At 68.2% G+C, this 14,225-nt stretch carries 10 protein-coding genes; 4 read left to right on the top strand and 6 right to left on the bottom strand.

The window, feature by feature from the left end; translation table 11 throughout:
* The first annotated feature begins 30 nt into the window (after positions 1–30).
* The gene (locus ABTY61_RS31065) at positions 31–2,580 is read left to right on the top strand and encodes a GmrSD restriction endonuclease domain-containing protein (RefSeq protein ID WP_350508441.1); all 2,550 of its coding nucleotides are present in this window, start codon (positions 31–33) and stop codon (positions 2,578–2,580) included.
* A 60-nt stretch (positions 2,581–2,640) separates the two neighbouring features.
* Here the strand turns inward: ABTY61_RS31065 and ABTY61_RS31060 are convergent, their stop codons facing one another.
* From ABTY61_RS31060 to ABTY61_RS31050, 3 genes are read right to left on the bottom strand one after another with little or no spacing between them, the layout of a single operon-like run.
* Complete coding sequence (locus ABTY61_RS31060) at positions 2,641–2,817, bottom strand: hypothetical protein (RefSeq protein ID WP_350508440.1); 177 nt, start codon at positions 2,815–2,817, stop codon at positions 2,641–2,643.
* Entirely contained in the window at positions 2,814–3,065 is a 252-nt protein-coding gene (locus tag ABTY61_RS31055) for a hypothetical protein (protein ID WP_350508439.1), read from the bottom strand. The genes ABTY61_RS31060 and ABTY61_RS31055 overlap by 4 nt, the downstream gene beginning before the upstream one ends.
* Positions 3,062–3,421: an ATP-binding protein gene (locus ABTY61_RS31050; RefSeq protein ID WP_350508438.1), complete on the bottom strand. Its 360-nt coding sequence runs from the start codon at positions 3,419–3,421 to the stop codon at positions 3,062–3,064. Before ABTY61_RS31050 ends, ABTY61_RS31055 begins: the two co-directional genes overlap by 4 nt.
* A 295-nt stretch (positions 3,422–3,716) precedes the next feature.
* Here ABTY61_RS31050 and ABTY61_RS31045 point away from each other — a divergent pair, with 295 nt between their 5' ends.
* The 3 genes from ABTY61_RS31045 (at position 3,717) to ABTY61_RS31035 (ending at position 5,180) form a co-directional block, all read left to right on the top strand.
* On the top strand, positions 3,717–4,580 hold the full coding sequence (locus tag ABTY61_RS31045) for a helix-turn-helix domain-containing protein (RefSeq protein ID WP_350508437.1): 864 nt from the start codon (positions 3,717–3,719) through the stop codon (positions 4,578–4,580).
* The gene (locus tag ABTY61_RS31040) at positions 4,573–4,767 is read left to right on the top strand and encodes a DUF397 domain-containing protein (RefSeq protein WP_350508436.1); all 195 of its coding nucleotides are present in this window, start codon (positions 4,573–4,575) and stop codon (positions 4,765–4,767) included. Before ABTY61_RS31045 ends, ABTY61_RS31040 begins: the two co-directional genes overlap by 8 nt.
* Positions 4,768–4,985: 218 nt before the next feature.
* A complete protein-coding gene (locus ABTY61_RS31035) occupies positions 4,986–5,180 on the top strand; it encodes a DUF397 domain-containing protein (protein ID WP_350508435.1) in 195 nt (64 codons plus the stop codon).
* 45 nt (positions 5,181–5,225) lie between these two features.
* On the opposite strand, the gene ABTY61_RS31030 is transcribed toward ABTY61_RS31035, so the two are convergent.
* The 3 genes from ABTY61_RS31030 to ABTY61_RS31020 all read right to left on the bottom strand — a co-directional run bounded on the left by ABTY61_RS31030 (position 5,226) and on the right by ABTY61_RS31020 (position 14,146).
* Entirely contained in the window at positions 5,226–9,536 is a 4,311-nt protein-coding gene (locus ABTY61_RS31030) for an Eco57I restriction-modification methylase domain-containing protein (protein WP_350508434.1), read from the bottom strand.
* Positions 9,533–12,745, bottom strand: coding sequence for a DISARM system SNF2-like helicase DrmD (gene drmD, locus ABTY61_RS31025; RefSeq protein ID WP_350508433.1), 3,213 nt, complete (start codon positions 12,743–12,745; stop codon positions 9,533–9,535). Before drmD ends, ABTY61_RS31030 begins: the two co-directional genes overlap by 4 nt.
* A gap of 111 nt (positions 12,746–12,856) precedes the next feature.
* Positions 12,857–14,146: a serine/threonine-protein kinase gene (locus ABTY61_RS31020; protein WP_350508432.1), complete on the bottom strand. Its 1,290-nt coding sequence runs from the start codon at positions 14,144–14,146 to the stop codon at positions 12,857–12,859.
* Positions 14,147–14,225 lie beyond the last annotated feature (79 nt).

Here is a 14,225-nt window from a genome sequence, read left to right as displayed (position 1 = left end):
GCTCCGTGCACGACCGGCTGAAGGGGAGTCATGCGGGCGCAGGAGATCACGTTCCTCAATCTGGTGCAGGGCGAGAAGCAGTTCCAGGTGCCGCTCTACCAGCGCACGTACAGCTGGGAACGCGCGCAGCTGCAGCAGCTCTGGGACGACGTGTCCGAGCTGGTGGAACAGCACACCGACGGCGATGTGCCGGCGGCACACTTCCTCGGCTCCGTCGTGCTCGCGCCCGGCCACATCCAGGCCGGCGGGGTGCAGCGCTGGCTGGTTGTCGACGGGCAGCAGCGGCTCACCACGCTGATGCTCGCCTTCACCGCGCTGCGTGACCACTACAAGAGCGCCGGGGCCGCGAAGGCCGCCGACCGAGTGCACCGGCAGATCCTGGTCAACGAGTTCCACGAGGAGCTCGACCACTACCGGCTGCTGCCCACCCAGGCCGACCGGGACAGCTACACCGCGTGCGTGGGGTCCTCCCCGAAGGCCGGAGGCGCCGGAAACATAGGTACGGCGTACCGTTTCTTCCTCGGCGCCCTCGCGCAAGGCGCGGACGAGCACGGTGCCGAGTGGGTCGCCGCCGTCGAGACCGTCCTCAAGGACCTGCTCTCGATCGTCGAAATCACCGCCCAGGCTGGCGACAACGTCTACCGGATCTTCGAGTCGATCAACAACACCGGAGTCGGCCTCAGCCAGAGCGACCTGCTGCGCAACTACGTCTTCAGCCTGCTGCCGAAGCGCGGCGAGCGGGTCTACCGCGAACTGTGGCTGCCGATGCAGCAGGAACTCGGGCCGAAGAACCTGGAACTCCTGGTCTGGCTCGACCTGGTGGTGCGCGGGCACAACAAGGCGAAGCAGAGCGAGATCTACCGCGAGCAGCAGAAGCGTCTGGACGCCTTCAAGAACGACGAGGAGGCGCTGCAGCAGGAGATCGCCCTGCTCGCCGAACGCGGCAATCGACTGCTGCGCATCCTGGAGCCCGAGCGGGAGAGTTCGGGTGTGCTGCGCAGTGCGCTGGAGCGGCTGGGGGCGTGGGGCGGTCAGACGCACTACCCGCTCGCGCTCCACCTCCTGGATCTGGTCGACGCCGGTCAGGCCACGGCGGAGGAGGCTGCCGAGGCGCTGGGCTACGTCGAGTCGTACCTGGTCCGCAGGATGATCTGCCAGGTGCCGACGAACAACCTCAACCGGATCTTCATGGACGCCCCCAAGGAACTGGAAACGGATCGCTCCCCCGCCGAGGCAGTGCACCGGTTGCTTTCCGGCCGGCGTCGCAAGTGGCCCTCGGACGAGGACCTGAAGCAGGCGATCCGCACCAAGCCGTTCTACTGGAACGGGCGATCCCACCAGCGCTTCCACGTGCTGCGGCGGCTGGAGGAGAGCCACGCGGCGAGCGAACCGGTGGACTTCGAGAAGGCGGCGCTCAGTATCGAGCACGTGCTGCCGCAGCGCCCGCAGCAGGAGTGGTTCGACCTGCTCGCGGAGGAAGCGGAGGACGGGCAGAGCCCGAAGGAGCTGCACGACCTCTTGTTGCACACCCTCGGGAACCTGACGCTGTCGGGCGACAACTCCAAGCTCTCCAACCACCCGTTCGAGCGGAAGCAGCAGCTCCTCGATTCGAGTGCGCTGCGGATGAACCAGGAGATCGCCGCGGCCGAGCGCTGGGGCAAGGCGGAAATCCTGGCCCGCGCCGACCGGCTCGCCGAGCGGGCCATCGGCTTGTGGCCGGCTCCCCTCGGGTCGGTGAAGACGGTCGGCGACGAGTGGCCGGGCTGGGCGGACCTGCGGGCAGCGCTCGTCGCGATGCCCAGCGGTACCTGGACCTCGTACGGCGACGTGGCCGAGCTGATCGGCCTGCACGCGATCGGTGTCGGCAACCACCTGTCCTCCAAGCCCGGGGTGATCGGGGCGTACCGGGTCCTGAACTGGAACGGCCAGGTCTCCCCCGGCTTCCGCTGGCTCGACGACGACCGCACCGACACTCCGAGGGAGATCCTGGAACAGGAGGGCGTGCCCTTCGACGCGGCCGGCCGCGCCCACGCCTCGTGTCGGCTGTCCGCCACCGAACTGGCAACCTTGCTGGGCCGCGAGATCCCGGCGGACAGGGTGCACGACCCGCTGCCCGACACCGAGAACGCAGCGGCGGCGGAACGCTTCCACGCTCAACTGTCCGGGCACCACGACAGGCCGGTGTGGCTCAGCGTGCAGGGAGTGCTGCGCTTCTGGGAGCAGCAGGGCGGTCACTTCGACTACGGTCGCGCCGACGAGACCAGTTGCTTCCCGATGATCGACACCGGGACCCCGTCCGAGCCGCACCTGCTGTGGCCGCTCGCCCTGTATCCGGTGACGGGCACGGCGGAGGTGGTCTTCCAATACCTGAAGGACCGCAGTCCGTTCAACGACACCGAGGTGCGGCGGGAGCTGCTGCGGCGGTTCAACGAGATCGACGGCATCGAACTGGCGGAGGCCAAGCTGGACCTCCGCCCGTCCTTCCCACTCCAGGTGTTCGCCGACCATCCGGAGGAGATCTGCGCGGTTCTGGAGTGGTTCGTCCACACGGCGGCGCTGGAGCTCGCACAGCGAGCCTGACCCGGATTACTGTGCGACCGAGTCGAGCTGGAGGACTCGACTCGGTAGCGCGCGGCGCGGTCAGACGGGTATGCGCCGGGTCGGGTCGTGATCCTGGTGCTCGGGGTCGGTGCGCTGGGGGTCGGTGCGCTCGCCGTCGAGCCCTGGCATCCGGAGGGCCGTGATGACGCCGAGGGCGACGGTGGCGAACGCGAGCGCCAGGAGGACCGCGAAGGCGGCGCCGATCAGGAACCTCACCCGTGCTCGCCCCCTTCGAGATCGCGGACGAGCTGGAGGAGGTTGAGCAGCGTGCTCACAGGCGCGTGACCGAGGTCCACCAAGGTGCGGCCGTCGAGGGTCGTCTCACCCGGGGCGGCCGAGCCCCAGAGAAGCCCGTACGGGAGACCATGCCGGTGCAACTCCCCGAGGAGAGCGGTGATCTGCGGCGCGGTGTAGTCGTGAGCCCCGGGGTCGGTCGGCGCGACGGGGGTGCGGTGGCGGCTCACGCGGGGAAGTCCAGCTCGTACCAGACCGTCTTGCCCCGCTTCTGGGGGTCGACGCCCCAGCGGTGGGTGAGCCCCTCGACGAGCTGGAGGCCGCGCCCGGACTCGGCGAAGTGGCCGGGCGTGCGCGGCGCGGGGAGGGCGTCGCTCTCGTCCGCGACGCAGACGCGGAGGGTACGGGTGAGGGAGAAGTAGACGACGGGGGCGGGGGGCTGGCCGTGCCCCCAGGCGTTGGCGATCAGCTCGCAGAGGGCGAGTTCGGCGTTGAAGATCACCTCCGGGTCCCAGCCGGCCCGGGTCAGGATGTCTCGCAGGGCCTGCCTGGAGAGGGCGAGCGAGGGCGTGTTACGGGTGCACATGGAGTCCTCCATGAAGCGGTGGTGAGGAGAGAAGAGGAGAACCGGCGGATACGTCGCCGTGAGCCAGGCCGGGATGCGGCTGCTCTGCGGTGCGCGGGCAGCAGGCGCCTACTGCCCGAAAAGACAGGCGTTACTGACGATCCGTCGGATCGATGTACAGCGACCGTATCGCAGATCCATGAGAAATTTTCCATGGATCTGGAATGTTCCCTCTAACGTGGCAGCGACAGCCCCGAAATGGACCGCCGTTCCGGCAGCGCGGCACACTGGGGGCACCCACGTCCTGGAAGGAACCATGGCTCGCACGAACCCAACACTCCGCCAGCGGCGGCTCGGTGCAGAGCTGCGAAGGATGCGCGAGCAGGCCGGCTTCGGCGGCAGCCAACTCGGTCGCGCCGTCGGGATGAACCCGGCCCAGGTGACACAGATGGAGTCGGGAAAGATCGGCATCAGCGTCGAGCGACTCCACACGATCGCCGCAACGTGCATGTGCGTCAATCAACCCCTGATCGACGCACTCGCCGGCATCATCACGGACCGAGGCAAGAGCACCTGGTGGGAGGAGTACAGGGACGCCCTGGATGCCGACTTCCTTGAGGTGGCTGAGCTTGAGAGTGGCGCGCGGCAGTTGACGACGTACACAACGTCGTTCATCCCGGGCCTGCTCCAGACCGGCGCCTATGCGTCGGCCCTGTTCGCCCAGACCTACCCGCCACTTCCGCACCATGAGATCGACCTCAGAACAGCGTTTCGCATGCAGCGGCAGCGAGTGGTTCGCTCGGGCGTGGCGCCCTACACGGCGTTCATCCACCAGGCAGCCCTACACATGCAGTTCGGTGGACCCACGGTGCTCACGGAGCAGCTCAAGGCACTCGCCATAGACTCGGAACATCCGAGCATCTCCGTTCGGGTGGTGCCGTTCAGTGCGGGCGTCGTCCCAAGCCCCAGCGAGAACTTCACCTATGCGGAGGGGTCGATCCCGGAGCTGGACACCGCACAGATGGACACTGGTCACGGCATCCATCTCTTCGATGCCCCAGCCCACCTCGCAAGGTTCCGCGCCCTCATCACGCAGATGGACTCCACGGCCCTCCCCGAGGAGGATTCACGAGAGTTGATCCGATCGGTCATGAAAGAGATGGAACACCAAGATGGCTAGCTCCGAATGGCAGAAGTCCAGCTACTCCGGTGCGAGCGACAACTGCGTCGAAGTACGTGAGACCAGCGGGCTGGTCGAGATCCGCGAGTCCGACGACGGCGAGGTCATAGTCCGCACCGCCCCGGCCAAGTTCGCCACGTTCCTCCAAGGCGCCAAGGCCGGCGAGTTCGATCACCTCGCCAACTAAACCCGGCGGCGCCTCTCTCCACGGAGCGAGGCGCCGCTTGCTAGAAGAGAGCGCCCTCCGGTGGGAAGAGCTCGTCATCACCGAAGCCGACCGAGCTGGAGACGTTCAGCCGCTCTGCCTTTTTCGATCCCTGCTCGCCCGGTTCGAGTCTCGCACCCTCTCCGAGGAGGAAACCCGAGAGTTCATCGGATCCATCAAGAAGGAAATGGAAAGCAAACGTGGATAGTTCTGCGTGGCAAAAGTCCACCTACTCCGCCGCCAACGACGAATGTGTCGAGGTGCGCTCCGCTGGCAGGCTGGTCGAGATCCGGGAGTCCGACGACGGCGAGGTCATAGTCCGCACCACCTCGGCCAAGTTCGCCAGCTTCCTCCGAGCCGCCAAGGCAGGCGAGTTCGACCACCACGCCAACTGACGCTGGTGGCCCTTCGCTCCGCAGAGCGAAGGGCCACCGCATCCGCTAGAAGAGAGCGCCCTCCGGTGGGAAGAGCCCGTCATCACCGAAGCCGACCGAGCTGGAGACGTTCAACCGCTCCGCCTTCCTGCGCCGCGCCTCCGCAGAGGGCGACGGAAGGTCGGGCCGCAGGTTCGGCTTCTTGTGCAACCCGAGGAACACCTCATCGGCGTAAGCCTGGTGGTTGAGCTGCCGCAGTCGGTCGATGATTTCCGTCCGAGCGAGCAGCCCAATGGTGTACCGGGTCCCCTGGTCGGTCTCGTGGAACCCGTGCTCCAGCGGAAACGTCTCGTGCGTCGGATCCGCCGGCCGGGTAGCCCCGGTGGGATCGAGCAGGTCGTACCACCCGTAGGCAGCAATAGTCGCCCGGTCGATCTCCTCGTGAATCGCCCGCAGTTCGACGATATCCTCATCCTTGCAGCTAGGGTCATGCACAAGATTATAGGTGGCCGTCAGCCCAATCCCGCGATCCCTCATTAGCCCTTCGCGAAAACCGTCAAGCCTGGCACCAGATTCCCGCAGGTCGCCAGTAAGAGATGGTCGAATGAGGGTCTCAAAAACATCGGAGGGGCTATAGTTGAGATCAGCCTTCATAGTGGAGCTGCGACCAAGGGCCCACCAGTAGTGAGGTGCGCTGCTAAGAATCGCGAGCAGCGCAAAGTCATCAGATGCAAACACCCCAAGCTTGTGCGAGAACACCTGACCAGTAGGCACCATGACGGGCATTACCACCTTGCTAACAAGTGTGATGACTACACAACGTTCAAGCGCCTCGATGGCCGAATAGAGCCCACTCGCCCTCTCGGCGAATTGCCACCACCGTTGCCGCCGCGAAGGCCGATTATTCTTTACGCGCTCTGGCTTCACTTCGCGCAGGACCTGCCCGTAGGCTCTGTCAAACTGAGCAGCCTGGCCTTCTGGCCAGTCATGGAAGTTAATGACCCATCGATCACTGCCGAGAGTTGGACTATTATTAACATCCTGTCCATTCAAGTATGGAAACAGGACACTCTTATAGCGATCGTCTTCGGAAATCCAGACTTGAGCTTCATTTCCAGGCAGCGTGAAACCAAGGCCAAGAATGATGGAACCCTGGAATGACATTCCCTTATTGCCCACCAAAGGCTCAACCCATGAGGCCTCTCGCGTCCTCGGACTAAGTGAGGTTGAGATTCCGCGTGGCACAACGCGCTCGTCGAGCACCCACTCGACATCCTCCCCCATCTGCGTCTTAGTTGTCCACACGGCGCAATATTCGAGAACAGCCGAACTTGACGGCCAGGGCGCACTCTTGATGCCGCGCCGAATCATAACACCGACTTTTTCAAGCTGGTCGAGCCCAACCTCGCGCGTATCGCCTTGCGCAAGCGTATTTGTGGCAATGAGACCAGTCTGGCCACCGCGATTTAGCAGCTCGTGCGCGCGTAGCTCGAAGTAAGCTACGAGATCTGCACTCCCTCTCTTGCCACCTGCCAGGTAGGCAACCATGTATTCCCGGTATGCCTCACCCATAGCACCGGTAAGCTTCTGGCCACCCAGGAATGGCGGGTTGCCAACTATTGCATCAAAGCCGCTTTGTTCCTGGAAAACCTCCGGGAACTCCAGTGGCCAATGCACCGGCCGTCGTTCTAGCCCGCCGGTTGGAAGCTCACTGGCCAGCCACTCCTCCGCAAGGCGGCGGGCGATCGCAACCTCGGGCGCTTCCTCGTCCACGTCGCCCTGCCCGAGGTCCCTGGCAGCACGTGCTGCCAGCGGGAACAGGTCACGAACCCGGTCTCCGCCATTCGGCGCGTACCACTCCACTCGGCCCGATGCACACGTAGCCAGCGCCGCGCCAGCGATCAGGTCACCGATGAGCCTCAGCCGAGCGGTGTGCTGGCGGACATCCTCCAGAAGCTTGCGCTTCTCCGCTAGCGACGGAAGGTCCTCACCCCTTATCTCCGTAATCGCATGACGCACCCGTACCGCGTCCTCGACCTGCTGCTCGGTATCGGCTTCCGCGCCGTGGAGGTCGCCCTTCGCCACCTCCAGGTGGACAGCCTTCAACTGCTCCAGGCTGGTAACGCCCAGCAGCGAGTCCCCCGCCACCAACCGGTCATCGAGGAAAGTGAACGGACGCTCCGGGTCCATGGAGACCAGCCACAGCGACAGCTTGGCCATCTCCACCGCCGCCGGGTTGATGTCGACCCCGTACAGGCAGTGCTCGATGATCTGCCGACGCGCCTCCACCACGACCGGGTCCGACTCGACATCGACCGCCGTCACCGTGTCCACCGCACGGCCCGACCGGTACTCGATCGCGTCCTGCCGCTCCTCCCGGGTCCACGCATCGATGAGTTTGTCCGCCAGGTAACGGCAGGCGGCGACCAGGAATGCGCCCGAACCCATCGCGATGTCGGCGACCTTCAGCTCCAGGATCTCCTTGGCCGGCTTCGGCACCCACTCCCGGGTGTCCGCCGTCTGGAGCGGCCCGACCCGGTACACCAGCGGCTCCAGCGCGTGCCGGACGACTTCCTCCGCCAGCTGCCTCGGCGTGTAGTGCGTCCCCGTGTTCTTCCGCAGCGAGGACTGCGTCACGTACAACGCACCCACCGGCATCACCACCGGCAGGTCCCGCAGGTCACGCCGGATGATGCCGAAGAACGGCAGCAGCCGCTCCACCAACTCGTGGTCGCGACAAGCCCCGTAGAGCAGGCGCTTCGCTTCCGTATCAGCATCCCCCGCCAAGGGCGCGAGCAGCTTCTCGATCTTCGCCGCGTTGCCGATCCCGGGCTTGGGCTCCTTGAACGCCTCGCTGACCTTCTTCGCGAGCGCCGTCACGTCCCGGCTCGACGCCGCCATCAACTCCAGTTCTTGCAGCGGGACTTCGTGTTCGAGCCCCTCGGGCCCGATCAACCCGACAACCGTATCGACCGCCCGCTGCCCGTCGTACGACAGCAGACCCTCGTACACGTACCCGATCTGCTCGACGTCCAGGGCCCGGAAGGTGAGCCGGCGCCGCTCCTTCTTCTTCCCCTTGCCGATCTCCACGTACTGCACCGACTGCAGCATGTGCAGCACGGTCCGGTCGTCGATCGCCAGCAGCGGCGAACTCTGCTCCAGCCACGGGTACTTCGCCGGATCGAAGATCGAACCGTCGTACGCCGGCATCTTCAGGTCGGGGTGGTTCACACCCCCGTACACCGCGTGGAACAGCGCGATGAGCCGGTGCCAAGCCGCCGTCGTGTGCTCCAGCGAGGCTTCGCCCTCCGCCAGGGCCCGGGCCTCAAGGTCCGCACACAGCCGCCCGGCCGAGTACGACTCCGCGTACACCTGGTCCGAGGACGGCAGCATGCCCCGTTCCTCCGCGAAGAGCAGGAACACCACCCGCATCATCACGGCGACGGCCGCCCGGTACACCTCCTGTGCGCTGACCTCGTCCGCGTGCAGCCCCGCCGCCCCGCGCTCCATGGCCCGTGCGTCGGCCCGGCCGATGGCGTCGACCAACAGCTCCACGGCCTGGCGGACCTGGAGGCCGAGCGCGTCCGTGACTTCCTCGCCCGCCTCCAGGCTCTTCCGCAGCAGCCCTTCCAGCGTCTCGGCAGCCTCGAACTCGAAGAACCGCCCCCGCCGCAGCATCGAGATCAGCGCCCGGACGACGTTCCGTTCGGCGGCCTCGTTCCAGCCGACCGCGTCGAACAGCGCCGTCGTCGTCACCCCGCCCACGGGTGCCCACACCAGGCACCACCAGCGGCCGTCCGTCACCAGCCCGAGCGGAATCCCGTGCTGCCGGCACACCTTGGCGAGCCGGTCCGCCGGGGTGGCGGACCACTCCCCGCCCCACGCCGCCCGCGCCGTCGGCACCGTCCCGCTGGGCACGACCATGCCGATCAGCGGTACCCGCTTCGCCGCGGCCGCCGCATCGGGTTCGGCAGCGAAGTCAGCGCCGGGCTCGACCAGCGCGAAGTCCGCCCGCAGCCGGGCCCCGTGCTCCGGCACGTCCACCGTGAACCGGTCGAGCGCCAGGTCGTCGTCCTCGCCCTGCCGGAGGACCAGGGCGTCGCCCCACTCCAGCAGGTCCCGCAGCACGTACGCGACCCACTCGTCCCGCCCGGCCACCGCGTCGACCTGCCAGTCGGCGTGCTGGGCCCGCAGCCGGTCGCGCTGCTTGCGGTCGATCGAGTCCAGCTGCGGCCAGGCGCCGAGCAGTACCGGCATGGTCAGGAACGGCCCGGAGACCTCGGTCAGTTCGAGCCACTCCTGGTGCTGGGCGCGACCGTCCAGCGCCTTGGCCCTGGCGGCGGCGAGTCCACGGGAGGCGGCGGGGCGGGGGCTCATCGGACGGCTTCCTTCCGGGGGATGACGAAGACCACGGCGACGGGGAACAAGTGGGAGCGCGGCTCGCGGTAACGCTTCTCGATGGCCGCGAGTTCGCGTTCGCGCTCGACGGCGAGCGCTTCCAGGCGCGCCTCCCACCGCTCACGGTCCTCGCGGTACTGGCGCTGTTCGACGGAGGTGAGCTCGCGCTCACCGAAGAAGGCCAGCTGCTCGCCGATTCCGTCGCCCTCCTCCTTCAGCTTGGCGCGCAGCGTCGCCTCGAAGCGGTCGAGCGTCGCCTGGATGCGCCGCTCCTCCTCCCCCCGTCGGTCGAGCAGCGCCCGCTCCAATGACGCCCGCCGTTCCCGCGAGCGCGCCGTGAGCGAGTCGCTCAGCGGCTGGGCGAGCCGGGGCCAGGCCTCGGCCAGCCCCTTCTTCAGGTGCGGCGCAGCCTCGCTCCCGGTGGTGAGCGCGTGCGAGAGCGTCGCGCCGAGCCCGCGGACCGACTCCCAGCGCCGGAAGCGTCCGGTGTCGCCGAACCATCCGCCGGCGTAGAGCACTTCCTCGTGCAACCGGGTCCCGTCGACACCCACCAGCACGTACCGGGCGTAGGCGCCGACCAGCGTGGTCTCCACGGCCGGGTCGTCGGTGACCACGGCGGCGACCCGGTGCAGGCCGACGCTGTCGGCGTTCCACACGGCGGCGGTGAGCAGCCGGGTCGAGAGCGCGACGAGCGGGTGCTTCAGGTGTGCCAGGACGACTTCGTCGCGCGCCTTCTCGATGATCTTCGCGTCGAAGGTCACCGGCCGCAGCTCCTCCGGGCGCAGCTTGTGCGCAAGCCCGCGCGTGGCGCGGACCCAGGTACCGGTGAGCGGCGGGACTTCGAAGAGCCCGCCGTCGAAGTCCTCGTGGTGGTGGGGCAGCAGGGTCTGCTGGTGGTCCAGTGCGAGGGCGGTGTCGACGACGCGGCGAATGTTCTCGGGGGTGAGGCCGAGGGTGTCGACGGTGTCCTCGTACTGCTCGGCCAGCCGCTTCGCCTGCGCGGTGACGTTCTGCTCGTGCGCGACCGTCCCACCGGTGGTGCGGCCCTTGATCTGCCGGGGCTTCGCGTGCTCGATGTCGACCGGGGTGTGGTCGCCGGTCATCCGGCGTTGCACGGCGTCGGCGATCACCGCGTTGACGGAGCCGAGGTCCGCCTCCATCCGCGCGACCTTCTTCGCCACCCGGGAGAGGAACTCCAGGTCGGCCTCGTACGAACCCGCGGCGGCCTTCTCCCAGCCCGAGCCGACGAAGTGGCGGATCTCCGGGTCCTTGCGCTGCCCCCAGCGGTCGATCCGGCCGATGCGCTGTTCGAGCTTGTTGGGGTTGAAGGGGATGTCGTAGTTGACCAGCCGGAAGCAGTGGTTCTGCAGGTCGATGCCCTCGCTGGCGGCGTCCGTGGCGATCAGGATCCGGACCCGCCCCTCGGCGGTGTCCGGGGCAGCCTGGAAGCCGAGCCGGATCTGTTCCCGCTCCTCGGCGTTGAGGCCGCCGTGCAGCTGGGCGATGCGCCCGCCGTCGGTCATCTCCTGCTGGCGGAGCAGCTCGACCAGCCACTTCTGGGTGTCGCGGTACTCGGTGAAGACCACGACGCGTTCGTTCGACCAGCGCTTGCCGTCCGGGCGGCAGACCGCCTTGAGGTAGTCGAGCAGCTCTGCCGCCTTCGAGTCGGCGGCGGCCTCGTGGGTGAGCGCCCAACGCTCCATCTCGCGCAGCAGGCGCAGTTCCTCGCCGTCCTCCTCGGGGGTGAGCCGGGTGGAACGGGTGAGCGCGTCGTCCTCCGCCTCGGCGAGGGCGAGGTCGTCGAGCTCGGCGGCGAGGTCGTCGAACTCGTCCAGCCAGTCCGGCACCTCGTCGGCGGCGGTGCGCGGGCGTCCGGCCGTGTCGTCCAGGTGCCCGAGGTAGATCCGCACGGTGTGCAGGAAGGCCGCTGGGGAGGAGAAGAGCCGTTTCTTCAGCAGCAGGGTGACCAGGTCGGCTGCCTTGCGGCCACCCTTGGCCTTGGGTGCGAGGCGCTTGCGCCGCAGGTCGGCGAAGCTGCTGACCAGCCCGTGGACCTCCAGTTCGGCCGCCGTGTAGTCGACCGTGAGCTGCTTGGTGAGCCGGGTGCGGAAGCGCGGGTTTCCCGCCGCGTCGGTGACGTTGCTCTTCAGCCGCCGGATGACGGTGTCGTCCAGCGCCGCCTTGTCCGGGTCGACGCCGCGGGCGAACCGCTGGTTGTCGATGAGTTCGAGCAGCGCCGTGTACGACTCCGGGTACCCGTTGTGCGGGGTGGCCGAGAGGAACAGCCGGTGCTCGAAGTGCGGTACCAGGCGGCGGATGAGCTTGGTCTGCTGCGAGTCCACGGCGTACACCTGCTTGGGCGCGGCCGGCGCCACGTGGTGCGCCTCGTCCAGCACCAGCAGGTCGAAGAAGCGGCGCTCCGTGCCGTCCTCGTTGCGTGCGGCCTCACCGACCGGGACCACCTCGTCGATCAGACGGGTCGCCTTGGCACCGCGCAGCCAGGGCAGGGAGACGATGGTCAGCGGGTGGACCCGGAACGGGTTGGCGGCGGTGCCGTGGGTGCGGCGCAGCCGGGCGCACTGCTCGGAGTCGACGATGGTGAAGTCGAGGCCGAACTTCTCGGCCAGTTCGTCCCGCCACTTCAGGGTCAGGCCGGCCGGGCAGACGACCATCACCCGGCGCGCCCGGCCGCGCAGCAGCAGTTCCTGGACGACGAGTCCGGCCTCGACGGTCTTGCCGAGGCCCACGTCGTCGGCGAGCAGCAGGTTGACGCGCGGGGCGCCGACCGCGCGCGAGACGGGTTCGAGCTGGTAGGGCTCGACGGCGACGCCGGAGCGGAAGGGCGCCTGGAGGTTCTTGGCGTCAGCGGAGGCGACCGCGGACCAGCGGACGGCGTCCAGGAAGGCGGCCAGCCGGGCCGGCGGGTCGTAGCGGCCGGTGGCGGCGTCGGGGAGCGAGCCCGCGGGCAGGACGCGGCGGCCGGGCTCGATCTCCCAGATCACGCTGAGGGTGTCGCCGAAGCGGCCGTCCGCGACGGACTGCAGGTGCACCAGGGTGGCCCGGCCGTCGCCCGTGCCGTAGGAGGGATCGACCCGCGCCACGACCCAGCTCTGGCCGCGGACCTCGACCAGCTCGCCCTCTTCGGGGAGCCGCTCGTCGTTTCCGCTCTCCCCGCGCCGGTCCGCCACGATCGGTCCGCCTTCCGTCGATTCTCCGGTTGCCGCCGAACTCGGTGCGCCTCCCCCGGTCGGCCGCCGCGGATCCTATCACAGGGTAATTCGTGTACAAAGTTCACAGCATTACGAGGAGCCCCCCAACAACCGGTCGAGCCGAGCGATCAGCCCGACCGTCCTCGCCAGTGCAGGATCGTCTCCCGGCAGTACGGCCCGCTGGTCGTCGCACAGCTCCGTCAGCAACGCGCGGGCCCGCTCCCGCTCACCGAGCCCGGCCGAGAGCTCCCCGATCCGGTACCGACTCTCGAAGACGGACTCGTGCGCGGCACCGAAGGCCCGAACCTGGAAGGGCAGCAGCGCCCAGTAAGCATCCCGGGCCTCGGTCGAACGCCCCAGCATCGCCAGGCACCGAGCCTCGCCCACCCGGCAGGCCAGCAGCTCCGGATCGTCGACGGACCGGCTGCCGGCCAGCCTCTCGACGAGCCCGATGTACGCCTCATACGCGCGCCTGGGCTTGTCGGCCCGACGCCAGCCGTCGTACCGCTGCAGCAGCAAGGTCACGGAGCCCAGCTCGTCAACCCCGATCGCGCCGGTCGACCACCGCCACCCGATGGCGCGGACCTCGTCGACCGAGGGGCGATCCGCCGGCTTCTTGGCCAGCATTCGCATCACCAGGTCGGCGAATTCGGCGGGCACCTCCGGTCGGTGCGAGGCGACCGGAGGCGCCTCCTTGAAGGCGTGCTCGTACATCAGCATCACCGCGTTCGACGCGGCGAACGGCGCCTCACCGGCCAGCAGTTCGTAGAGCACGCAGCCCAGGCCGTACAGGTCGCTCGCCGCGGTCGGATGACCTTGAGCCTGTTCCGGCGCCATGAATCCCGCAGTACCGGGCGTGGCGTCGGTCGCGGTGAGCCGCGGCTCGTCCGGAGCAGGCTCCAGCGCCGCGGCGATGCCGAAGTCGAGCACCTTGACCGCGCCCGCCGGAGTGAACATCAGGTTCGACGGCTTGAGGTCGCGGTGTATCACGCCGTTGGCATGCGCGTACGCCAGCACCTCGGCCGCCTGGGCCGCGACCGTCGCGGCCCGCGGCACCGTGAACCGCCCCGCGTCCTTCAGCAACGCCGACAGGGTCTCGCCCGGCACCAGCTCCATCACCAGGTAGAGCCGGCCGTCGTCGAGCCTGCCGCTGTCATGGACGACCGGCACACCGGGGTGGCTCAGGCCGGCCGTGAGCTTCGCCTCCCGCTGGAACCGCCGCTCCAGCGCGGTCGACGCTTCGCCCTGCCCGTACGGGGCGAGGAACTTCACCGCAACCCGGCGGCCGGCCACGCGGTCCCACGCCGCCCACACCTCGGCCATCCCGCCTCGGCCCAGGAGGTCCGCCAGCTCGTAGCGTCCCAGGATCTCCTGTCTCACGCGCCCCGTCCCCCGTCACAGTTCCGTTCGCACCGCTACCACCACTGTCCCGCGGCATCCTCTCATCCCCCCGCAACCG

It is taken from the genome of Kitasatospora sp. NPDC096128 (assembly GCF_040303105.1).
Taxonomy (GTDB): domain Bacteria; phylum Actinomycetota; class Actinomycetes; order Streptomycetales; family Streptomycetaceae; genus Kitasatospora.
The sequence above is the reverse complement of the archived record's forward strand: the minus strand, read 5'-3'. Positions and strand labels throughout refer to the sequence as shown.

Bases quoted from the DNA above. Each gene is read 5' to 3' on its own strand.
- ABTY61_RS31065 (WP_350508441.1), top strand. From the start codon at position 31: ATGCGGGCGCAGGAGATCACGTTCCTCAATCTGGTGCAGGGCGAGAAG.
- ABTY61_RS31050 (WP_350508438.1), bottom strand. From the start codon at position 3,421: ATGTGCACCCGTAACACGCCCTCGCTCGCCCTCTCCAGGCAGGCCCTG.
- ABTY61_RS31045 (WP_350508437.1), top strand. From the start codon at position 3,717: ATGGCTCGCACGAACCCAACACTCCGCCAGCGGCGGCTCGGTGCAGAG.
- ABTY61_RS31040 (WP_350508436.1), top strand. From the start codon at position 4,573: ATGGCTAGCTCCGAATGGCAGAAGTCCAGCTACTCCGGTGCGAGCGAC.
- ABTY61_RS31030 (WP_350508434.1), bottom strand. From the start codon at position 9,536: ATGAGCCCCCGCCCCGCCGCCTCCCGTGGACTCGCCGCCGCCAGGGCC.